The 22,472-nt window shown below is 67.0% G+C and carries 13 protein-coding genes; 5 read left to right on the forward strand and 8 right to left on the reverse strand.

Annotation, left to right across the window (positions count from 1 at the left end; genetic code table 11):
- Positions 1-20 precede the first annotated feature (20 nt).
- The 8 genes from F0U60_RS28660 to mutS form a co-directional block, all read right to left on the reverse strand.
- A complete protein-coding gene (locus F0U60_RS28660; protein WP_395804268.1) occupies positions 21-7,919 on the reverse strand; it encodes an RHS repeat domain-containing protein in 7,899 nt (2,632 codons plus the stop codon).
- On the reverse strand, positions 7,913-8,257 hold the full coding sequence (locus F0U60_RS28665; protein ID WP_395804270.1) for a hypothetical protein: 345 nt from the start codon (positions 8,255-8,257) through the stop codon (positions 7,913-7,915). Before F0U60_RS28665 ends, F0U60_RS28660 begins: the two co-directional genes overlap by 7 nt.
- The gene (locus F0U60_RS28670; RefSeq protein ID WP_395804272.1) at positions 8,254-9,297 is read right to left on the reverse strand and encodes a hypothetical protein; all 1,044 of its coding nucleotides are present in this window, start codon (positions 9,295-9,297) and stop codon (positions 8,254-8,256) included. The genes F0U60_RS28665 and F0U60_RS28670 overlap by 4 nt, the downstream gene beginning before the upstream one ends.
- Before the next feature lie 59 nt (positions 9,298-9,356).
- Positions 9,357-10,322 (reverse strand): IPT/TIG domain-containing protein, encoded by a 966-nt coding sequence (locus F0U60_RS28675; RefSeq protein ID WP_395804274.1) that lies wholly within the window; start codon positions 10,320-10,322, stop codon positions 9,357-9,359.
- Between the two features lie 8 nt (positions 10,323-10,330).
- Positions 10,331-11,311, reverse strand: coding sequence for an IPT/TIG domain-containing protein (locus F0U60_RS28680; protein ID WP_395804276.1), 981 nt, complete (start codon positions 11,309-11,311; stop codon positions 10,331-10,333).
- 41 nt (positions 11,312-11,352) lie between these two features.
- On the reverse strand, positions 11,353-11,922 hold the full coding sequence (locus F0U60_RS28685; protein WP_395804278.1) for a hypothetical protein: 570 nt from the start codon (positions 11,920-11,922) through the stop codon (positions 11,353-11,355).
- Positions 11,923-11,977: 55 nt separating this feature from the next.
- Positions 11,978-12,850 carry an SAM-dependent methyltransferase gene (locus tag F0U60_RS28690; RefSeq protein ID WP_395804280.1) on the reverse strand — a complete coding sequence of 291 codons (873 nt, stop codon included), beginning with the start codon at positions 12,848-12,850 and terminating at the stop codon, positions 11,978-11,980.
- 277 nt (positions 12,851-13,127) lie between these two features.
- Positions 13,128-15,746: a DNA mismatch repair protein MutS gene (gene mutS, locus F0U60_RS28695; RefSeq protein WP_395825479.1), complete on the reverse strand. Its 2,619-nt coding sequence runs from the start codon at positions 15,744-15,746 to the stop codon at positions 13,128-13,130.
- Between the two features lie 295 nt (positions 15,747-16,041).
- Here mutS and nhaA point away from each other — a divergent pair, with 295 nt between their 5' ends.
- The 5 genes from nhaA to F0U60_RS28720 all read left to right on the forward strand — a co-directional run bounded on the left by nhaA (position 16,042) and on the right by F0U60_RS28720 (position 22,321).
- Positions 16,042-17,424: a Na+/H+ antiporter NhaA gene (nhaA, locus tag F0U60_RS28700; RefSeq protein ID WP_395825482.1), complete on the forward strand. Its 1,383-nt coding sequence runs from the start codon at positions 16,042-16,044 to the stop codon at positions 17,422-17,424.
- 66 nt (positions 17,425-17,490) lie between these two features.
- Positions 17,491-19,179, forward strand: a complete 1,689-nt coding sequence (locus tag F0U60_RS28705) for an ABC1 kinase family protein (protein WP_395804282.1) — start codon at positions 17,491-17,493, stop codon at positions 19,177-19,179.
- Between the two features lie 122 nt (positions 19,180-19,301).
- Positions 19,302-19,538 carry a hypothetical protein gene (locus F0U60_RS28710; protein WP_395804284.1) on the forward strand — a complete coding sequence of 79 codons (237 nt, stop codon included), beginning with the start codon at positions 19,302-19,304 and terminating at the stop codon, positions 19,536-19,538.
- A gap of 104 nt (positions 19,539-19,642) precedes the next feature.
- Positions 19,643-21,376, forward strand: coding sequence for a serine/threonine protein kinase (locus F0U60_RS28715; RefSeq protein WP_395804286.1), 1,734 nt, complete (start codon positions 19,643-19,645; stop codon positions 21,374-21,376).
- A 21-nt stretch (positions 21,377-21,397) separates the two neighbouring features.
- Positions 21,398-22,321, forward strand: a complete 924-nt coding sequence (locus F0U60_RS28720; protein ID WP_395804288.1) for a DUF2381 family protein — start codon at positions 21,398-21,400, stop codon at positions 22,319-22,321.
- Positions 22,322-22,472: the final 151 nt, after the last annotated feature.

The raw sequence follows: 22,472 nt of genomic DNA on the forward strand, positions 1-22,472 counted from the left end.
GCTCGCCTTGACGCGCTCCTTTACCCCAGAACCCTGCGCACCATGTTGAGCCTCGACTCCAGGATCCGAGGATCGAGCGCCATCACCAGGGTCTGCTTGACGACCTTCTCCGAGACCCACTGGATGCCGAAGGTGAGCCGCTCGTCGCTCACGACTCTGGGCAGGGACAGCCGGCCGCGTCCGACCAACCCATTGCCTCCACCGAACATCCCGGATGCGGCACTGCCCAACCCATAGACAGCACCACCGAGCAGCGTCTGCCCCAGGACGGTACTGGCGCTGTCGCCCTTGGCGGCGGACCTGACGCCGTACGTGGAGCTGCCGCTAAAGACACCCGAGACGCCCTTCTGGATGGACCTCACACTGGTCGACGCGTCGATGGCTGTCTCGAGCGCGGTGCTGCGGGTCAACGTGTTCCACAGCCCGCCGTGCCGGGTCGTGTCGAGGAGCCCACCCAGCGTGCTGTTGCCCAACAAGCCGGTGTGGCCCCCGACGCGCGCGGCCACCGCGCTCCCGATGGCCTCGGACGCGAAGCTGATGGCGATGCCCGCCGCCAGGTAGTAGCCCATGTCCGCGGCACTGGCGTCCGGGGGCGCCATGGAGAAGGCATTCACGACACCGAAGAACTCGGCGATGCCAATGGACTTCAAGCTCATGCCAGCGAGCGGCCCGAGCACCAGGCCGGCAGCGGCCAGGGCTCCGCCGATGCCGAACGACAGGCTCGCGTCCGCCACGTCGTTGGGGCTGCCGCCCTTCATCATGGCGTAGCTCCCGCCGATCACCGAGAAGGCGCTGAACCCGCCCCAGATGAGCAGAACCCCCCCCAGAGCCGCCGTCTCGGGCAGGAGCAGCACCGCGGCGATGGAAGCGCCGACCACCGCGATCGTGCCGAGGATCTCCTTCCAGAACAACCCGGTGGGATCGGTGAAGTTGAACGGGTTGTTGCCGACATAGACATAAGGGCTGGCGAACTGGAACGCCGGATCCGTGTCATAGAACCGTCCCAGGCCCGGGTCGTAGAGGCGGGCCCGGTGGTTATAGAGGCCTGCTGTCCCTGTGGAGTCGAAGGCATCCCACTCCTGCCCCGTGTAGCGATAGGGCATGAGTGTCATGTCGCCGCTGGCCCGCATGAGCTGCCCGAACGGCAGGTAGTCGAATGCGGCGAGCACGGTCCCGCTCTGGTCAAAGACCACGCGGGTCGAGCCCTGGTGGTCCCTCACCACGTAACAGGTCTTGCCGTCGGTGATCATCGCGATCAGCCCGTTGGGGCTGCGGATGAACGCCTTCTCCGTGACCGTGCCATCCGGACCGGTGATGGAGTGCAGGATGGGAGTGTCCTCGAGCCCACGGACGTAGAGGGTGGTGGTCGTCTTTCCGCCGAGCTGGTGGACCTTGGACACCCGCTCGCCGGCGCCGCCGTAGCGGAAGGTCAGGAGCGCCGCCTCGGGCGCCGCCACCCTGAGGGTGCTGGTGAGGCGCTGGAACGGATCATACGTGAGGGTGCTCAGGTTGGGGGTAACCGAGGTGACCTGCCCACTGGGCGAGTAGCCGAACTCGAGGGTCGACTGCTGGTGCGACAAGGCATCGTACAGGTCGACCTTGCTCAGCCTGTCCGAGCCGGTGCCGTAATTGTAGGTGAGGTTCAGGTTGCCGCGGTTCAGGGTCTGGATGTTGCCGTTCAGATCGTACTGGACGCCCTTGCTGATCCCCACGCCCCACTCCGTGCTGAGGTTGTTCTCAGCGAACTGGAGCTGGCCCAGTGGATCGTACGCGTTCTTGTAGGTGTATCCGGCGGGAGCGCCAGCGTACAGGCCACGGGCCGACGTCGCCTGGATGGTGCCATCGAAGTAGCGGGCTTCTCGGTACCCCCCTTGCGGCGTGTCGTAGAGCACGGTGCCGGCGAAGTAGTTGTATGAGACGGTGTTGACCCAACCCGGGGAGTTGTAAGTGTAGGTCTGGTTGACGTTCGTCGAGCCCCGGAAGCCGAGCGACTCCTTGTGGATGGAAGTGTCGGCGTTGTAGCTGTAGGCCGCGTAGATGGCCGGAGAAACGTCGTTGCCGATCATGCTGACCAGGCCGCGCCGGTTGTATCGGTAATTCACCGGCAGGGGCGTGCTGGTCGGGTAGACCATGCGGGTGGTGTTGCCCAGGTTGTCGTAGGTGTACTGCACCGTGCCCGTGTGGTTCACGCTTCCCGCGGTGGTGGTCTGCACGATGGAGGTGACATTGCCAGCCACCGAATAGGTGTAGCGCAGGGTCACGTCCGCGGTCGTCGCGCCGGGCTGGTAGGTGGCGGTCTGCTGCAACCTGCCGATGTCGGCCGTGCCAGCGCCGAAGTAGCTGTTGCGCTTGCGCACCGCGGTCGAGCCCGGTGGAGGGATGCCACCGGCAGGCAGGGGCGGCAGGCTGGACCAGGCGGCGTCGACGGTGCCTGCTTCGGTGACGCGGTCGAGCGCGTCATAGGTCCAGTAGAGGCTGCGATCCGTGTTCTGGCCAGCGGCTCCCAGCCCTTCGGCGTAGAGGGCGTAGCTGAGCCGGCCCAGCCGGTCATGGATGAAGCGGGTCACTCCGGAGTCGGCGGCCTGGCGGAGCACCAACCGGCCCAGGAAGTCGATCTGCTCCGTGATGGTCGTGCCGGACCTGGGAAGGAGTACCTGGTGGGTCTGGCCGCTGCTGGAGTAGGTGTGGCTGTAGCTCGTGACGGCGTAATCCGTACCGCCCACCTGGGTCGGGCCCGCCTTGCGGGAGACCATGTTGCCGGCCCGGTCCATCGTCGTGACGGTGGAGACGCCGTTGGGGTCCGTGATCGTGGTCGTGCGATACCGCTGGTCCGTCGAGCTGCCGTAGGCGAAGCGCGTTGGATGACCCGCCAGGGAGAAGTTCTGGCCGGGCTTGCCAACCGCCGTGAGCCGGCCCAGCGGCGAGTCCTCGTACTGCTCGCGGGAGAAGGGATAGCCGCCGTCACCCGGCCAGTAGGTGTTGATCTGTCCCTCCGCCGTGCCCGTCGTCCAGAGGGTGCCAGAGGGGCCGCCGTTGGTGAGGTAGGCGCCCTGGTAGGTGAACAGGGGGCCCACTGCGCTCATTTGAATGGTCGAGGCCTTGGAGCGGATGGCTGGGCGCAGCAGGCCGTCATAGGCGAACTGGGCGACCACCACGTTGAGGCCATCGGCCATCTGCTGAACCTGCCGGTCGTTGCCGGTGCCGTCCTTGAAGACGACATCGACAATCGGCTCGACGAAGGTGACGAGCCCGGTGAACGAGACGTCCGTCGCGGCCTCCAGCACGAGAGCCCCCGGTGATGAGACCTGCGGCGTGCTGTCGATGATCAGCCGCCCACCGGCCCAGAACAGGACCCGGGAGTCGACCACCGCAAACATCCAGTCGGAGGCGTAGGGGAAGGTCCCATCGCCGAAGGAGTTGGTGAGCTGCGTCTGGCCCAGGTACCAGTAGCCAGTGCCGGGCTGGGTGGCCGGCGCCCATGAGACCTCCAGGTTGCCAATCTTGATGCCGACCTTGCCTGCGGGAGCCGTGGAGCCCGCCGGGGGCAGGACCTGGACTCGCACGCCATAGTTGAGCTGCTGTCCATACCCGAGCCAGGTGCAGGTGTCCGCGCCACTCCCCGCATGGCTCAGAGTGCGACCGGACACCGACCACTTCTCTGGCGAGGTGGCCTGCCAGCGGGACTTCCAATCATCGGTGAACGGCTCGTAGCTGCCGGCCTCTCGCGAGCGGACACGGGACACCTGGTTGAGGTGCTGGCTCGTCAACTGGCCAGAGGGCTCATTCCGGACCTGCCAGAGCGCGAGCAGCTCGGTCGGGCTCTCCGTGGGACCAATCTCCGCGACCGGAACCTGCGAGTCGTCGAAGAGGGTGCGCCGGGTACTGCTCTGGTTCGTCAGGGCCGCGGTCACGAGCCCGAACCGCGGGTCATACGCATTGACCGAGCTGGTGGCGTCCACCGGCAGGAACTGGATGTCGTCGATCAACACCCAGGTCGAGGCCTTCTGGGTGTAGAGCTCGAGTGAGACCGGACAGGGCGTCGACGCCCCGCTGGCGCAGGGGGTGAAGGCGGGAACCGAGACGAACGCCCAGGCGCCCTGGGTATCCGGGATCTTCACCGTGATGGAGCCCCCGCTCGAGGGCAGGGTGATGGAGATCCACGCCTCGCCACTGTCGGCGCCGTAGCCGGGCTGGGTCTTCGCCCAGAAGGACACCGTGAACGCCCGACCCGAGGCCATGGGCGAGAAGTCGCCTGCAAGGCACAGGGACTTGCCGCCCTGGCCAACAGGCTTCATCCGCAGACAGCCCTGCCCCGTGTGGCTGTCTCCGGCGTAGAGCTCACCGCCGGGCCGCACCGACCAGCCGGACGTGGACTCATAACTCTCGAAGCCGAAGTAGCTCGCCTCGCCGTTCTGGAGACTGGCGTTGTTGAAGGTGGCGACCGGCCAGCGGTTCGCGAAGTCGTAGAGCGTGGAGCTGGCGCGGTCATCGGCGTCGCGCATCTCGCACTGTTGTCCCTGGGCGTTGGGTGCCATCAGGCTGGCCGTCTTGAGCCAGTCTTGGGCCGGCGGTTCGGTCGAGTCCGACCAGCGTGCGAAGTCGAACGCGCTGGTGTTGGTGCGGGCCCGGTAGCTCTTGTGGGGTGCCCACTTCCCAGTCACCCACTGCTTCCACGTGGAGACCGTGACCGACCGGTTGAAGGTGAGCTCCGTGGTGACGACCTGCTCTGTGGTCTGGACCACCGGCGTGAGCAGGTTGAGCGCCGCAGCGTCCGGATAGGCGTCAGGGAAGTACGTGTAGCGGGTCGTGAGCGTCTCGGTGTCGCCGTTCCAGTTGGTGTTGGCCAGGGAGCTCGCCGTCAGCAGCCCGGTGGTGTCCGAGTAGGTTTGGCTCCGAGTGCTGGTCAGGCCGTCAATGGTCGAGTCCTGGCGGCGCATGCGCGGATAGCGCGAGCTGCCCGCCGAGAGCTGCCTCTGAGTGGTCACCCACCAGTAGTTCTTGGTGTTCGACACCTGGGTGCCCCGGGCATCGCAGGCGGTCACCTGATAGGGCAGGCCGAGCAGGGCACCGTAGGTGCTGGCGGCGTTGGTCGACGCATTGTCGACCGGGAAGGGAACCAGGGACTCGGAGCTGCTCAGCCCATTGAAGCTGTAGGTGTCGGTGTAGCCGTAGGGCGTCGCCCGACCATCCGTGCTGCCCGGCATGAGACGGGCCCGGTTGAAGAGGCCGGCCCACCCCGTGGTGACGGCGAGGGCCTTGGTGGTGTCATAGCCGTACGACACGCGGGTCTGGTCGAGCCCATCGTTCACATCGATCCGGGTGACCGCCCAAGCCTTGACCGTGTCGCTGACCTGGCTCTTCACCAGGGAGTGGAGGGTGAGGGAGCTCGGATTGTCGAACGAGCCGGTGAAGGTCGCGAAGGCGTTGATGCCCGTCAACAGCTTGCCGGAGGTGTTGTCCGCGTAGATGGAGCGGCCAGGGAGCGTGATGGGGGCGAGCGCCGTGCCGTTGCGCAGCGGCACCACCACGGCGTCGGAGCCGGACTGGTAGCTCAGGTACTGGAAGGCCGCGAGCTGCACCGTCTGGGGCGCCTTCTTGGCGACGGTGTCGGGGATGCTCGTGAGGGTGCTCCAGCTCGCGTCCGGGTTCTCGTAGAGCAACTGGTTGGACAGCAGCACGTAGTTGCTGGGGAAGCGGATCGTGTTGTTGGGATTGCCCGTGATGCCCCAGACCTGCTCCTGGATGGAGGGCAGGTTGCCACCGTTGAACTTGTCAACCTTGAAGGCCCGCTGAGCCGGGTAGTACTCGGTCACGTCGTAGGCGTAGCCATCGACATAGCCAGTCACCGACTGGGTGACCCTGCGCACGGCCTTGTCAAAGCCGTAGGACATGTTGAACCTGTCCCCGGTCTGTCCTGGGTAGCGGTAGGCGTTGTCCTTGAGATCGATCCTGTCGTCCCAATTGACACCGTTGTACCGGAACAGCTTGGACTCGATGCCGACCAGCCCTCCATGGATGCTGGGGACGGCCTCTCCGCCGGCTTCGACCAGCAGGGTGACGGTCGGCGAGGAGAAGTCCGCCCCCCAGGTGATCGCTTGGTAGCGGTAGTCGTCGCCAATCCACTTGTCGTTGTAGACCCTGAGGATCAGGAACGAGCTGCCGGCATAGGCCATGATCTCATGGGCGTTGATCGCCGTGCCATGGACCGAGCCGTCATAGCCGGTCTGCCAGTTGCCCGTCGCATCCAGGTACCAGATCTTCAGGTAGACCGTTTCGCTCTGATCACTGTTGGCGCGGTACAGGACGGCGAGCCAGTTGTTCTTGGCGCAGAGGGCGTAGAGCGTCGTGCCCCCGGCGACGCGAGGGAGCTGGATGGGCTCCGCGGAGGACCAGTCCGAGCCAGTCCAGGCGATGCGATACAAGACGCCGCTGGACTTGCCGACCGCCGCCAGGAAGCCGTTGCCACTGGCGACGTCCACGGCCTCGTCCACGCGCAGCGCCTCGAGCCTGAGATTGGACGAGACCCACGAGCCGGGCTTGGCTGGGTCCTTGTGATAACAGTGGAGGGCGGGTTTGATCTTATCGCCGTTGTACGTGAACTGCGGCCGGAAGATGCCACACAGGTGGCTCTCGGTCAGGACCCGCAGGTTGTCGTACTGATCGGCCACGGATTGCTCGCCCATGTCCGCTTCCTGCCAGCGACCGGTCCACTGGTAGAGGTACGGGCGGAACGTGGGGTAATGGGGGTCCTTCCAGGTCACCACCGCGTAGTCCACGTCGAACCACACCCGCGGCTTGTTCCGGTTCGCCTTCTGGATGGGGAGCGTGCGGGAGCTCAAGCCCAGCGTCTGCTCGGCGTAGTTGAAGGTGAAGGTGGCGCCGCTCGGCAGCGTCACTGTGTCGAGCATGCCGGCCGGAGTGGCACCTGCATCGTTGTGATAGGTGAAGCTCACCGGTGCCAGACGGGCGCCGCGGCTGTTGTACCGGCAGGCCTGGGTCAGGTAGCGCTTGGCGAGGCGGCCCGTGCCCTTCACCGCGTAGGAAAAGCCCACGCTCATCAGGGCGTTGCCCGCGGCGTCGGCCACGGAGATGGACTGCACGAAGCGGGTCTCATAGCGATCCTGCCAGGCGTTGGGCGAGGCACCGGTATGAGCGGCCTGGTACTCCTGCTGGTTGTTGTCGTAGACCTTGGAGCCGTAGGTGAGCTTGACCGTACGTCCAAAGGTGTCCGTGACGGTGTCCAGGTAGGTGGCGCGGGTGTAGGGCAGGCCACCGCTGCCCACCGCGATGGAGTCGTCGCTGAACGCCGTATAGGCGTAGGTGATGGCATTGCCCCATGAGTCGGCGACCTTGTTGAGGCGCCACACGAGGGCATACTGGCTCTGGTTCTGCGTCAGCACCGAGCCGCCCGTCCAAGCCCCCCAGCGCACGCCCCACTCGATGGAGTTCCCGGTGCTCGTGTTGGCCCCCGAGGCGCCGCGGGTGACGCCTCCCCCGAAGGTGTGGATCCACCCGTTCTCCTTGATGATGGTCCAGGTCTCAGAGGCGCTGTCGTAGCTGATCTTCCAAAACCGATGAGAGGCCAGGACGAACGAGGTGACGGAGCCGGTGCGGCCGGTTTGTAACAACCGGTCGATCAGACCATCCGCGGCATAGAGGTAACTCGCCGCCGACGTGAGTCCGGTCTGCTGGTGGTCGGCGATGATCATCTCGCCGCTGAGCGTCCACCCGAGACCGAGACTGCCCGTGGGTGCCTCCAGGTTCCAGGTCGTGGCGGTGTAATCCACCGCCCCCTTGTAGAAGGCCTGCAGGGAGAGGTTGAGGCCATTGCGGCCCTCCAGCTCCACCAACGTCATGGGGAACGACACGAGGCCCGTGGACGGGGAGACGGCATTCTTGACGACAGCGGCGGTTAGCATTTCTCGACCTTCTTTTCCTTGGTCAGACGTCCGGCCCAGATCCGGATGAAGAGCAGCAATGCGAAAGGAATCACCCGCGGTCCGGTGGCCATCAGGTCGCCATGAAAGAGCGCGAGCTGGCCTTCGGTGCCGGGATGGCGCCGGTAGAGGCGATCGGCCTCGTCCGACCCGATGGGGATGCGGCGCAGCACGCCCAAGGCGGCGATGACGGCGAGGCGGGACAGCAGCCGGCACTTGGGGCAGCTCCCCCGGTACAGAAGGATCGGCCGTTCCGAGCCGGAGCTCAGCAGCGCATCCACCATGCCGGCCGGCCGCGGGGTGTCCGGTGAGCCGATCATGACGCCCTCCCTCCCGGCATGAGGTACAGGTTGAGGCGGCGCCTTCCGCTCACGTCGAGCCCGAAACCAAGCAGCAGGCCCTGGCACTCCTCGCGAGCCAGGGCCTCCGCTACCGGCGGCACCTCCAGCCCGAACAGGCCGTAGACCTCGGCGAGCCGATCGATCCAGCGCTCCGGTCCGAAGCCGAGGCAGGCGTGGCAGCAACAGATATCGATCTTGGTGTCCACCAGGGCGCCAGTGCTCACGGAGAAGCCCGCGGACAGCACCAGGCTGTTCAACGGCAACCGCTGGCTTTCCCCTCCCACCATGGTGGTCAGGAAGCGGGAGAAATCCGGGTCGTCGAGCAATGGCAGCCCGAGCAGATCGCAGCGCACCGGCTTGCGCAGGCGCCAGTGGAACTTGGCCCGGGCATCGCCGGGGCTGGAGCCCTCGATACCGACGCTGGACAGACGCCCAGCGTCCGCGATGGCGTCGACGTAGGCCTGTGCGGGAGCGGCGTCTGGCACCAGCGCGTCAAACCAACGGCGGAGCGCGGCCCAGGCCGCGTCATCCGAGCCCGCCCCACCCTCCATATACAGGGCCAGGCCCGGATCCCCGAGGGGGGCGCCCAGCCAGAAGACGCTCTCGGTGAGCCGCGCGGCGGCCTCGGGCTCCGCCGGCAACCAGCACGACATGGCGCGGGTCACGAGCGGTTCCAACTCATGCGTCGCCGCGACCTCGAGCACCGAGGCCAGCGCTCGCCGGCGCACCGCCCAGCGCTCCATCTGATTGTCATGAAGGGTGCCCGGATCTCCAATCAGCCGGTAACGGCAGCCCGTTGGGCTCGACGTGATGCACAGCTCGAGCGCCGAGCCGTCGCCGTTGAGGTTGGAGGAGGCATGGCTTCGCGCGACCGAGCCCTCGGGCGCGGCCTCCAGGGAGAGAGCCTCGTAGAGTTGGTCGGCCGCCATCGGCCGTCCGGCGAGCCGTCCAGCGAGCTGCGCCAGGGCGGCCTCACGCGGCAGCCTTGGCCGCTGCGCGACGGGAGTAGACAAGTGCATGGGATTCTCCGCTGCGACCGCCGGGCCGCGGTGATGGTCGCGGCCCGGCGGTCCGGCAGTCAGGACGTGTAGGTGAACTGCTGCACGAGCGCGGCGATGTAGCCGCCCGGGAAGGCCGCCGTGACGGTCACGGAGCCAGGAGCGGTGCCGGCCGGCGTCGTGCCGGTGAGCGTCGTACCGGCCGGGTCGACCGTGACGTCACCCGCCTCTGCACTTCCGAAGCAGACACGCTGTGGCTGCTTCAGATTGACCCCAGTCAGGGTGAACGCCGTGCCTCCGGCGAGCGGGCCCTGAGCAGGGCTCAGCGACAGCAACTGCGGGAGCGGTGCGATGGCAACGGCGATCGCGCTGCCGGCCTTGCCCGGGGAGCCAGGTTGGCCAGGAACTCCATCGCTCCCCTTCTGACCACTCGGTGCCTGGTCGCCCTTTCCACCGTTGGCCCTGCCCCCCTGGCCGGGCCAGGCACCGAAGCCAGCACCTCCAGCCCCACCGGCGCTGCCAGCGGCGACCTTGACGATCGGTGGTGGGTTGGCGGTGTTGTACAGCACCGTCACGGAGCCACCGTCGCCACCGTCACCACCGTTGCCCCCCCGACCCCCGCGGCCGCCGTCTCCGCCGGGGCCACCCGAAGCGATCGTCGTGGTGCACTTTCCATTCACCCCGCCGTTTCCGCCGGCCTGGCCGGAGCCACCGTTGGCTCCGTCACCCCCCTTACCGCCCGAGCCGGAGAACGAGGCGAAGGAGAGCGTGCCAAGGAGGGTGTTGACGGTCACCGACAGGTTGTTGCCCAGGCCTCCATTCCCCTCGGGTCCGGCATCCTTCCCGTCGACGGAGGTGTCGTCGCCCTTCTTGCCGGGAGAGCCGTTGGTCGCGGCTTTGGGCTTCCAGCTCCCGCACTGCGCCGGATCGCCATTGGAAGCCTGGGAAGGATCCGGAGGGAGTCCGGCGGTCCCGTCGTCACCGTTCCTTCCGTCAGGAGCCCGCAGCAGAACACCTGGCGAATCGATGGTCAGTTCATCACGCATCGTCGTCTCTAGGTATAGGTGAAGGTGGTGGGCAGGACCGCGAAGCTGCCGTCCGGGTTTCCAGCCAGCACGGTGGCGGAACCGGAGCCCGGGGGCGTCTTGCCCGTGAGCTGGCTGTCGGACACGAAGACCAGGTCAACGGCATTGGCCGAGCCGAACTGGACGGTGGTCAATGGGCGGCCCGAGTTGTCGGCCAGGAAGTTGCTGCCGGTCAGGGTGAAGGGCGTCCCGCCAGCGGCGGGGCCACTGTTCGGCGTGATCGCGGTGAGGGTCAGGACCGGGGGTGAGACCTTGAAGATGATGTTCCCGTCCGTGCCATCGGAACCATCCACGCCTTGAGAGCCGGAGTCGCCAACCGGACCCGTGTTGGCCGTCCCGCTGCCACCATTGTTGCCACCGGCGCCACCCGTGCCTGGAGAACCGGGGCCACCGCCCGGGCCCTTGCGGCCACCGGAGACCGAACCGGTGACGTTGAAGCCGTTGGCGTTGGTGTACAGCACGGTGATGGTCCCACCGTTGCCGCCGTTGCCACCCGGCCCGCCCTTGCCTCCGGTTCCCCCCTTGCCTCCCGCGCCTCCGCTACCGTTGCTGCAGCACCGACCGCCGCTGCCGCCATTGCCCCCCATCCCTCCCTGGCCTCCGTTACCCCCCTGGGCGCCGGTCCCCCCACGCCGCCCCGTCGAGTAGGCCTCGATCGGCGCCAGGAGATCCCGCACGTAGATGGTGCCATTGGAGCCGTTGTCACCGTCGGTGGCCCTGCCGGGCACCACACCGGGAGCACCCGGCGTGCCCGGCTGGCCGTTGCGCTCCGCCGAGTTGTTCTCGCACTGGCTCCAGGTCGTGCAGCCACCGTTCCTGCCACTGCCGGCCTGCGGCGGCTGGGACGGCGTTGCCGGCTGGTTCGGGCTCTTCCCGTCGTTGATTCCACTCAAGTCGATGCGATTGGCCGCGGTCGCGCCTACCTGCGCCTTGTTGTCACGCTTGCTCATGATTGGGTTCTCTGTCTTCACGGGTGTGTGCGCGGGGGTGCTCAGTTCGCGCGGATGATCTGACTGGCGTAGATGGTGAGGTTCGTGTCGCCCGTGATCAGCCCGTTCGGCCCGTAGATGAGCTTGCCCACCACCAGGGTGTTGGACTTGCCATCGTTGAAGACGAGGGTTCCGTTCACGACGAGCTGGGAGTAGACATGCACCACCGTCTCGAGCGGCACGTGCGCCTCCACGGCCATCTTGCTCGCGGCGAAGACATGCGAGGGACCCCAGATGTAGCCCTTGGCCGCGTGCTCGAGATTCTCCCAGTCCTCCGACGTCAGCGACGCCGTCGGCACACGGTGATCCAGCATCCTGGAGGGGTGCTTGCCGGTGTAGATCGTGTTGGCATCGAACACATGGTCGGGATTGCCCACCCAGCTCTTGAACTGGTCGAGGCTCTTCGTCCGGTAGACCATGTGGCTCCCGCTGTCCCTGCTATGCCGGCTGAGCTCGAGCGTAGCGTTCTCGGGGACGGTCATCTTCTGGGTGGTGTGGTGCATCACGTCGATGCCAAACTTCGCCAGATGACCGCCAATGAATGAATAATCCTGGGATGAAAGCAGATTCATGTGACTCCTCTCCTGTGCAGCGTGAACGACGTGTGAGACGTGAAAGGGATTTCCGTTACTCCGTGAGGAGACGACGGGCCCGCAACTCACCGAAGGTGATGGGCAACACCTTGAAGGGGCGGAAGTGGCGCTCGCCGAAGGGCGTCAGGGCGGGATGCTCACGGTCCCCGACCATGGCCTCCTCCATGAACCGGGTGGTGATCACCGAATCCAGGCAGGTCGTTTCGAGCTCGGAGTAGCCCGCCGCCTCGGCCGCCGCGGCCAGCGCGGCGAGCGGCCGGGTGTGATGCACGAAGATCTGGTTGAACTCGTCCAGCTCAGCCTGTTCCTCCACCGAGAGGGTCCGGTCGAGCCGAAACACATCCTTGACATACAAGCGCCCGCCAGGCCGGGTCACCCGCCACATCTCTCGAAGCAGTCGCTCGGGGTACGGCGAGTAGCCGCTGGACTCGAAGAACACGACGGCATCGAACGTGCCGTTCGGGAAAGGCAGACGGTGGTAGTCCGCGAGCTGGACCCGCACCCGCTCCTCGAGGCCCGCCGCGGAGATAAATCCCCGGGCCAGCTTCGCCTGAACCGGAGAGAGCGTCACTCCGTCGATCTGGAGCCCCGGAATCGCCGTGGCGATATCAATTGCTGGCCCTGCAACGCCGCACCCGGCATCCAGGATTCGCTGACCCGGGGCGAGTCCCGCCCGTGCGGCCATGTACAGATTGTTCGCCCGGTAGTAGTCCGGCGGCGCCCCCTCAGCGAGCCCGGTATCGATCGTGCCCGCCTGAAAGGTATGGCCGAGGAAGCGCACATAACCAGACGCCGAGGCGTCGTAATAGTCGCGCACCCTGCGCGCGTAGGAGACCTCTTCTCCCTGTGAAGACGAGGCGATTGCGTCGGAACGCTCCGACGAGCTGCTGTTGAGCTGCTCTCTCACGGGACACACCCCCAGGCATCGCGGCCACGCGCGTGCTCACCACACCCGTTCATGGGTTTGGGTTCGTGCCCTGCGATTTGGCCCGGGCATCGACATGCCAGGACATCAGCAAACGGTGTGCCCAGTCCGCCAACCGAGCCGTGCGGGGCTCACTTCCGAGGGAAGTCCCTTGGAAGGGGCCTGGGGTGGGCGCGCGCCCCCCGCGCCGCCGCGTTGAGGACGAACGCATTCGCGTTCGCGCGGAACGCAGGGGCCAGCCGTGAGAGGTGCGCCTCCCCTACTTCAGCTCGCGCTGCAACTTTGCCAGGAGGTTGAGCGCGTCCAGCGGCGTCGTCTCGTCCACCTTCAGCGCCTTGAGCGCCTCCAGCACCTTCTGGTGGCTCGGCTCCAGCTTCGGCCCGGGCTCGGCCACTCCGCCGAACAGCCCGAGCTGCCCCGGAGACGGCGCACGCGACGTCCGCCGCGCCAGCCGCGGCCGGCCACTGTCATCGAACTCGCCGGACTCCAGGTTCTGCAGGATGTCCCTCGCCCGCGTCACCACCTCGGGTGGCAGGCCCGCAAGCCTCGCCACTTCGATGCCGTAGGAGCGGTTGGCCCCACCCGGCACCAGCTTGCGCAGGAAGAGCACCTTGCCCCCCTGCTCCCGCACCGCGATGCACATGTTCTTCACCCGGGGCTTCTCCCGGGAGAGATCCACCAGCTCGTGGTAGTGCGTGGCGAAGAGCGTCCGCGCTCCCACCTTGTCGTGGATGTGCTCGGCCACCGCCCAGGCAATGGAGAGCCCGTCGTAGGTGGACGTCCCTCGGCCGATCTCATCCAGCACCACCAGGCTGCGCCGCGTGGCGTGGTGCAGGATGTGGCTCGTCTCCGTCATCTCCACCATGAAGGTGGACTGCCCGCGCGCCAGGTTGTCCGCCGCGCCCACGCGCGTGAAAATCCGGTCGCACAGGCCCACACGGACCGAGGACGCCGGAACGAAGCTACCCGCCTGTGCCATCAGCACCGTGAGCGCCACCTGCCTCATCACCGTGCTCTTGCCCGCCATGTTGGGGCCGGTGATGACCAGGATCTGCTCATCCCCCGAGTCCATCCTCACGTCGTTGGGGACGAAGGCCTCCCCCGCCCCCAGCATGCGCTCCACCACCGGGTGACGCCCGGCGGTGATGGACAGCACCTCGGACTCGTCCACCAAGGGCCGCACGTAGCCGTACTCGGCCGCGCACCGCGCGAACGACAGCAGCGCATCCGCCGTGGCCACCGCCTCCGCCGCCGAGCGCAACCGCGGCGCCTCCTTCACCACCTGGGCCCGTAGCTGCTCGAAGAGCTCCAGCTCCAGCGCGCTGCGCCGCTCCTCCGCCGTGAGCACCTTCTCCTCGTACTCCTTGAGCTCCGGGGTGATGAAGCGCTCAGCGCCCACCATCGTCTGCTTGCGGATGTAGTCCGAGGGCACCAGGTGCAGGTTCGCCTTCGTCACCTCCAGGTAGTACCCGAAGACCTTGTTGTAGCGAATCTTCAGCGAGTTGATGCCCGTGCGCTCCCGCTCGCGCGTCTCAATCTTGAGCAGGAAGTCCTTGCCCGAGGTGGACAGCTCCACCAGCTTGTCCAGCTCGGCGTGGAAGCCCGCGCGGATGAAGCCGCCTTCCTTGAGGGTCGTGGGCGGCTCGTCCACCACCGCGCTCAAGAGCAGCTGCGTCAGCTCCGGCAGCGCCCCAAGCGGCCCCGCCAGCGACTTGAGCAATACGGACTCACAGCGCGCGAGCACCGCCCCCAGCCGTGGCAGCTGCGCCAGCGACAGCCCCAGGGCCCTCAAGTCCCTCGCGTTGCCCGCCCCCAGCGACAGCCGGCCGCACAGCCGTTCGATGTCCCCCACTTCCTTGAGGAGCGTCGTCATCTCCTCGCGCCACACGCTGCGCTGGGACAGCTCCTCCACCGCGTCCAGACGGGCGTTGATCTCCGGCAGCGAGCACAGGGGTGCTGCCAGCCACCGGGCCAGCTTGCGCGCGCCCAGGCCGGTGGCCGTCCTGTCCAGCACTCCGAGCAGCGAGCCCCGGCGGCCCCCGTCCCGCAGGGTGCGCAACACCTCCAGGTTGGAGCGCGAGGCCTCGTCCATGAGGAGGTGGCCGCCGCGCTGCTGGCGGCTGAGCCTGTCCACGTGGGCCGCGGGTGTCTTCTGGGTGTCCTTGAGGTAGCGCAGCGCCGCGCCGGCGGCCCCGGTGGCCAGGGGCGCGTCTTGCAGCCCGAAGGCCTCCAGTGACTGCACCGCGAAGTGGTTGCGCAGGTAGAGCGAGGCCCGCGAGGGCTCGAAGGCGGCCTTCTCCAGCTCCGCCACCGCCGGAGGCTTTGCCAGTCGAGTGACCACAAAGGTGGTGTCCGGGGAGTCCTTCTCCCCCTCGGGCACCAGCAGCTCGCGGGGCTCCACCCGGGCCAGCGCCTCCACCAGCTCCTGCGTCGTCTCCGCCTCCAGGGTGAAGAACTCCCCCGTGGAGGCCTCCAGCAGCGCCGCTCCGAAGCCCTCTGCCCCTGGGTACATGGCGGCCAGGAAGTTGCTCGCCCGTGGCTCGAGCGCCTCCTCATCCAACACCATGCCGGGGGTGATGATGCGCGTGACCTCACGCTTGACGAGCCCCGGCCCGCTGCCCGCGTCCTCCACCTGCTCGCAGATGGCCACCTTCAGCCCGTGCTCCACGAGCTTGGCGATGTACCGGCGCGCCGAGTGATACGGCACCCCTGCCATGGGCACCTTCTCCGCGTTCTTCGCTCGCGCGGTGAGGGTGATTCCGAGGATCTCCGAGGCCCGCACCGCGTCCTCGAAGAACATCTCGTAGAAGTCCCCGAGCCGGAAGAAGAGGATCGCGTCCGGATTGAGTGCCTTCGTCTCGAGGTACTGCCGCATCATCGGGGTGAGCGCGCCAATCTCCCGCGCCCCGGACGGCTCGCCCGCCGTCTCCGCCGGCGTCTCGGCCTCGTCCCCGTGTCCCTTGCCTGCCTTCGCTTGCGTCGCGCCCATCGCCGCCCCTTGTGTCATGCGTCCGGTCTTGGATCAACAGAACACATGACTTCAGCAGTCCACTCGCCCGTTCCTACTCCGGCGATGGCTAGCATGCCCCCCTGACATCCAGCCGGCGCGGGCCTGAAAAATCGTCAGGACCCCCGGCCGAAAACGGTGGTCCGAAGGCGCTTTGACGTGCAACCTGTCCCGCGTCATGGAGACTCGCGAGACCCGTTCCGTCCCTCCTGTTCCCCAGCTCTTCAAGGTTGCCGTCGCACCCGTCCAGGCGTTCTTCCGTCTGGAGGCGAGCAGCGGCATCCTCCTCGCGCTCTGCGCCGTCGTGGCCATGATCTGGGCCAACTCTCCGTGGGCCGACAGCTACGCCACCCTCTTCGACGCGCCCCTGGCGCTCGGGCTGGGGGGCACCGTCTTCCACTTCACCTTCCGTGAATTCATCAACGACGGGTTGATGACGATCTTCTTCTTCCTGGTGGGGATGGAGATCAAGCGCGAGCTGGCGGCCGGGGAGCTGCGCAGCCTGTCCAAGGCGCTGCTGCCGCTGGTCGCGGCGGTGGGCGGCATGGTGGTGCCAGCGGCCCTCTACGCGGCACTCAACGTGGGGACGCCGGCGCTCAAGGGGTGGGCCATCCCCATGGCCACGGACATCGCCTTCGCCATCGGGTGCCTCACCCTGCTCAAGGGGCGGGTGAGCCACGGGCTGGTGGTGTTCCTCACGGCGCTGGCCATCTTCGATGACATCGGCGGCATCCTCGTCATCGCCATGTTCTACGGCACGGGGCTGCACGTGGAGTGGCTGCTGGGGGCGCTGGCCATCACCGGGGTGCTGGCGGCGTGCAACAAGTACTACGTGCGCAACGGGATGGTGTACGCGGTGCTCGCCGGGGCGCTCTGGTACGCCATGCACCACGGTGGCGTGCACGCCACCATCGCCGGTGTGGTGGTGGGCATGATGATCCCCGCCAAGCCCTCGCGCCGGGGCCGGGACGTGCTGGAGGAGCTGCACGGCTTCATCGGCCAGCTCTTGCGCGAGCCCGAGGACGAGGCCGTGCGCACCAGCCAGCTGCTGCACATCGAGGAGCAGCTGGAGGACATCGAGCCGCCGCTCACCCGCTTCGTGCACCTGTGGCACGGGTGGTCCGCGTACGCGATCGTCCCTCTGTTCGCGCTGGCCAACTCGGGCATCTCCGTGAAGGGGATGCACCTGTCGGATCTGCTGCAGCCGCTGCCGCTCGGGGTGATGCTCGGCCTCTTCGTGGGCAAGCAGGTAGGCATCTTCCTCTTCACCTGGGTGGCCGTGAAGCTGGGGCTGTCGGAGATGCCGGGGCGGGCCCGAGCGTTGCAATTGCACGGGGTGGCGGTGGTGGCCGGCATCGGCTTCACGGTGGCGCTGTTCGTGGCGGGGCTGGCCTTCGCCAACGAGCCGGCGCTGCTGGCGGAGGCGAAGCTGGGCATCCTGCTCGGCTCCCTGCTGTCCGCGGTGGTGGGCTACCTGTTGTTGCGTTTTGGACCCACGCCCCGGCCCAGAACGGAGCCGTCCGCCGAGCCCGCCTCCGGGGCGGCCTGAGCCGGACCCAGGAGACACTCTTGGTGTTTGCGGGCCGCACGGGCCCGTGGAAAGGTGCCGGCCACCGTGCTCCTCCAGGATTTGAACCGCGTCCGGCAGATTGGGGTCATCGCAGCGCGCCACGGCTTCGGCGAGTGGCTTGAGCGGGCGGGCGTGTGGCGTCTGCTCGGGCGGAAGGAGAAGGTGGAGGTGTCCCCCGAGGCCCAGCGGGCCTCCACCGCGCACCGCTTCCGGATGCTGCTCAACGATCTGGGCCCCACCTTCGTGAAGCTGGGACAGATCCTCTCCACGCGCGCGGACCTGCTGCCGGCCGAGTTCGTCGAGGAGCTGGCCACCCTGCAGGATCAGGTGGAGCCCATTCCCCTGGAGGACGTGTACGCGCGCATCCGTGAGTCGCTGGGCCGGGAGGCGACGGAGCTCTTCAAGGAGATTGATCCCCAGCCGCTGGCGGCGGCGTCCATCGCCCAGGTGCACCGGGCGGTGACGTTGGAGGGGGACGAGGTGGTGGTGAAGGTGCAGCGGCCGGGGATCTGCGAGCGGATCGACTCGGATCTGGTGGTGCTGCGCTCGCTGGCGAGGCTGCTGGAGGCGGTGGTGGAAGAGACGGGCATCTACTCGCCCACCGGCATCATCGACGAGTTCGACCGGGCCATCCACGAGGAGCTGGACTTCGTGCACGAGGCCGCGAACATCCGGGCCTTCCACGAGAACCACCGCAACCGGCCGTACATGAAGATTCCGCGGGTGTACGCCGGGCTCAGCAGCCGGACGGTGCTGACGATGGAGTTCATCCGGGGGGTGAAGATCAGCCAGGCGGAGCTGTCGCAGGAGGACCGGCGCGAGGTGGCGGGCCACATCCTGGACGCGAGCTTCCGGCAGCTCTTCGAGGACGGGCTGTTCCATGGAGATCCGCACCCGGGGAACATCCTGGTGCTGGAGGGCAACCGGCTGGCGCTGCTGGACTTCGGAGTGGTGGGTCGGCTGTCGCGCGCCATGCAGGAGACGCTGGTGATGCTGGTGCTGGCGGTGGCGCTGAAGGACAGCGACTCGGTGGCGCGCATCCTCTACCGGGTGGGCGTGCCGGACGCGCGGGCGAACCTGATGGGCTTCCGCAACGACATCGAGGGGCTGCTCGGGCGGCACCTGCCGGCGACGCTGGGCGAGGTGGACGCACGCAGCCTCATGCGCGAGCTGTTGGATCTGGCGGTGAAGTACCGGATCCGCATTCCCAAGGAGTACGCGCTGCTGAGCCGGGCCTCGGTGTCCACCGAGGGCATGATGCGCACCCTGTACCCGGACCTGAACATCCTCGAGGTGGCCATGCCGTACGCCAAGGAGCTGTTGGCGGACCGGTATGATCCAAGCCAGCTCCAGGGCGGGCTGATGCGGACGCTGCTGCGCTTCCAATCGCTGGCGCAGGATCTGCCCACGCAGCTGTCGCAGATCTTGCTGGACCTGGAGTCGGGGAAGTTCAGCGTGACGGTGCGGGCGGACCAGTTCGACAAGCTGAACGAGAACCTGCGGAGCGCGGCGATCGTGATGTTCCTGGGCCTGTGCGCCTGCGGGTTCATCGTGGGGGCGTTCATCTCATTCGCGCAGACGCAGTGGCAGTACCACGGGGTGCCGGTGCTGGGGATTCTGGGCGTGGCGCTGTCGGCGGCGCTCTTCGGGGCGAGCCTCACCTGGTACGTGTTCGGCAAGCGCTTCGGGAAGGTGCGCGTGAGCCGCTGGCTGGCGAAGAAGCGCACCCGGTAGCAGGCCCCTCCACCTGGGACCCACCGTAGCGGGTGGTCCACCCGAGTGACTCCCCAGGTGGTCCTTCAAAGCGGCGGCGCGTTCTGGTTGAAACCGGGAGCGGACATTTCTCCGCTTGCTCCGTGCTCATCCTCCCGCGCTTCTACTCGACATCGACGACGGCCCGGCTCGAGACCCGGGCGAGGCAGCTCGGCATGCGCCTGGGCATCGCCTATGGCGAAGGTGACCGCTGCGATCGCTACTTCATCGTCTCGGTCAACGGAAAGAAGCTGGAGCGCATGGTGCCGCTCGGGTGGACCGGGGCCGAGGCGGAGGAGGGCCTGCTGCAGTACGCGAAGGAGCTCCACGCCTCGAAGTAAACCCATGCCCCCTTCGCTGTTCACCCACCACGCACCCAACCTGTCACGTTCGGGAAGATGACCTACCGCTCTGGTAACCTGCGCCGCTTTCGGAGGCGCACGGAATGCTCGACGAAAGCGGTGGAAACGGTAGGAATGGAAGTGACTGGCCGGGCTTCACCCCTGGCACGGAGGTAGCGGGCTTCACCATCGAAGGACTGATCTCCACCGGCAGCACCGGGGCCGTGTACCGGGCGAGACGGGGCAGACAGCTCTTCGCCATCAAGCTGGTGCCCAGGAACCCGCGGGGAGACCGGGAGGTGGATGCCCTGCGCCGGATGCGCCATCCCAATGTGGTGGGCTTCCATGGGTATGGCTTCTGGCCGGACAACGAGCCGCGCGCCCTGGTGCTGGCCCTGGAGCTCGTCGACGGGCGCCCGCTAGACGTCTGGGCGCGGGAGGAAAACCCCTCCGCGCTCGAGCTGGTGAGCCAGGTGCTGCTGCCGCTCGCGCTCACCCTGGCGGACGTGCACGGCGCGGGCGTGGTGCACCGGGACATCAAGGAGCCCAACATCGTCATGCGGGAGGCCGACGGGCTCCCCGTCCTGGTGGACTTCGGCTCGGCGGGGCTCGAGGACACCCCGCGCCTGACGCTGCGGCTCCCCCCGGGCACCCCGGAGTACCGCAGCCCCGAGGCGTGGCGCTTCGCCCGGGAGTGGGAGGGAGAGCCGTACTCAGCCGGGCCCGGGGATGACCTGTGGGCGCTGGGCGTCGTCACCTACGCGGTGCTGACAGGCAAGCTTCCCTTCGGGGACCGGCACGACCCGGGGATGGTGCGGGCCATCCTCCATGAAACCCCCCAGGCTCCGCATGCGCTCAACCCGAACGTGCCCCTGGCCTTGAGCGAGCTGTGTCTGCGGATGCTGGAGAAGGAGCCCGGGGCCCGGTTCGCCAATGCCCGGGAGCTCGCGGAGGCCCTCGCGACGGAGTGGGCTCAGGCCGACAGATCCTGGCTCGTGCCGCTGTTCCCGGGAGCAGAACAGGCGGAGCGCCCCACCCCGTCCCCCTCCCTGGCGAAGCCCGAGCGCCAGGCCCCCAGGAGGCAGTGGCTGGCCGCCAGCTCCGTACTCACCATGGCCCTGGGATTGCTAGCGACAGCGCCGACCCAACTTTTGGAGTCACCCTCCCCGCCCCCACCCCAGCAGGCCAGTCTTCGCCAGGAAATGGCCTCCCCCCAGGTGACGGGAGAAGTTGGCCAGGACGCGGGACCTCAGAAGTCACCCACCCCCGCGCCCGTCGCCCCCCCGGCGACGTCCAGCGAGGAAACCCAGATGATGACATCCAAGAAGGCTCGTTCCCTGGCCGCGGCCACTCTCATCACCGGCGCCGCCACCTGCGTGGGCCCCGGCTGCGCGAGCGTCCAGCGGCGTCCGCCTCCGCCGGAGGAGCCGTGCCCCCCTGGATCAGAGGAGACCAACAAGCGATTCAACAATCCCGCGGGGCGGATCCTGCACGTCTCTTTCGGCATTCCCCTTCCGGGGACGGTGACCGTTTCCGAGGGAAACCACACCGTCTGGATCGAGGAGGGGATGGACAAGATCCCATACAGGAGCCTGCTCCACGGAAAGCTGTTGTTCGGTGACAACCGTGTCTACGGCCGTTTCACGAAGATCGAATTGAAGGGGAGCAGGGAGGTCTTTCCGATCTGCATCGAGCTCGACGAGGTCGTTGTCGACAAGGTGTTGAATAGGAACATTGGCAGGGAGATCGGCATACCGATGGAGCCGGGTAGCACCCCGGAGAAAGCCATCGTGGGGGGATTCCAACGAGCCAGCGTGGTGAGCAGATTCAGCTTCTAGAGCCACGCCGGAGACCTTCCCGTGCCAACCCCCACACCCACCCTCCTGGCCCTGGTTCTTCTTCAAATCGCCACCGTTGTGGAAGCAGCTTCGGCTTGCGAGGATTCACGGCGCATCGAATTGTCATCACCCCCCACGGCAACAACCCTGGAGATTTGTGTCAGCCCAGGAATCATGACGGCCTTTCTCTTCGACACGCGTGTCTCCCTGGAGTTGCAGGACGAAATGCGCTTCGTGGAAGTGCTGCGTGGGCGGAATGGCATCAGCTTCATGCCTCCACGGGACATGGCGATTGGGGAGCGCCTCCGGCTCACGGCTCGCTCCGCAGACGGCTCGTCCGAGGAACTCGTCACCTTCACGCTCGTGGCCCACCGGGGACGCGCCACGCGGCAGGTGGAGGTGTACCGCGACAGGCGAACCCGGGAATCCTATCAGCAGGAGGCGGAGCAGGAGCGCGCCAGCAACCAGCAACTCCGCGAGGAGAACCAGCGGTTGTTGGCTCAGGTCGAGCAGAACCAGGGCCTGCGAGGCATTGTTGCCAACAAGCTCATGGACGAAGTCGGAATCGAGGCCACGTCCTTGACTTTGAACAAGGCCGGATTAGCGCCACATGTGCTTTCCTACACGAAAGTCACATGCTTCCGGGCGAAAATGCTCGTGCTGGTGTGGGTGTTGATCAGCAACACCACCTCAGCGCCGTGGATGGCAACAGGGGCGTCGCTCATTGATGCTCGAGGTGAGGAATTGCCGGGATTGATCCTTCGACAGGATGCTCCCATTCAGCCAACGGAGATCCGCCCGGTCTTTGTGGAAGCCAGAGTTTCGGATGGGCAGGCACAAGGTACCATGGTGCTGAAAATCTGGGATGAGAGCTCGCGTACCGTCACCATTCCAGGAGTGAAGTTCCCGGAGATCAAGGAGACAGCACGCGAAATCCACAATTGAGTCGTAAGGCCCCGGGCGAAGTCCTCCCGGGGCCTCATGGCACAACCACACATGAGAACCAAGTGACCGGGACGCATCGAACTGTCCCAGGTGACCCGTGCGGTTGAACTACGACCCCCACGCCACGAGGGAGCTTTTATCCGCGCTATCT

The sequence above is a fragment of the Archangium minus genome, from assembly GCF_044360475.1.
GTDB classification, from domain to species: domain Bacteria; phylum Myxococcota; class Myxococcia; order Myxococcales; family Myxococcaceae; genus Archangium; species Archangium minus.

Excerpts from the sequence above, each read along its gene's own strand:
- F0U60_RS28660 (WP_395804268.1), bottom strand. The coding sequence starts at position 7,919 with ATGCTAACCGCCGCTGTCGTCAAGAATGCCGTCTCCCCGTCCACGGGC.
- F0U60_RS28665 (WP_395804270.1), bottom strand. The coding sequence starts at position 8,257 with ATGATCGGCTCACCGGACACCCCGCGGCCGGCCGGCATGGTGGATGCG.
- F0U60_RS28670 (WP_395804272.1), bottom strand. The coding sequence starts at position 9,297 with ATGCACTTGTCTACTCCCGTCGCGCAGCGGCCAAGGCTGCCGCGTGAG.
- F0U60_RS28675 (WP_395804274.1), bottom strand. The coding sequence starts at position 10,322 with ATGCGTGATGAACTGACCATCGATTCGCCAGGTGTTCTGCTGCGGGCT.
- F0U60_RS28680 (WP_395804276.1), bottom strand. The coding sequence starts at position 11,311 with ATGAGCAAGCGTGACAACAAGGCGCAGGTAGGCGCGACCGCGGCCAAT.
- F0U60_RS28685 (WP_395804278.1), bottom strand. The coding sequence starts at position 11,922 with ATGAATCTGCTTTCATCCCAGGATTATTCATTCATTGGCGGTCATCTG.
- mutS (WP_395825479.1), bottom strand. The coding sequence starts at position 15,746 with ATGATGCGGCAGTACCTCGAGACGAAGGCACTCAATCCGGACGCGATC.
- F0U60_RS28715 (WP_395804286.1), top strand. The coding sequence starts at position 19,643 with ATGCTCGACGAAAGCGGTGGAAACGGTAGGAATGGAAGTGACTGGCCG.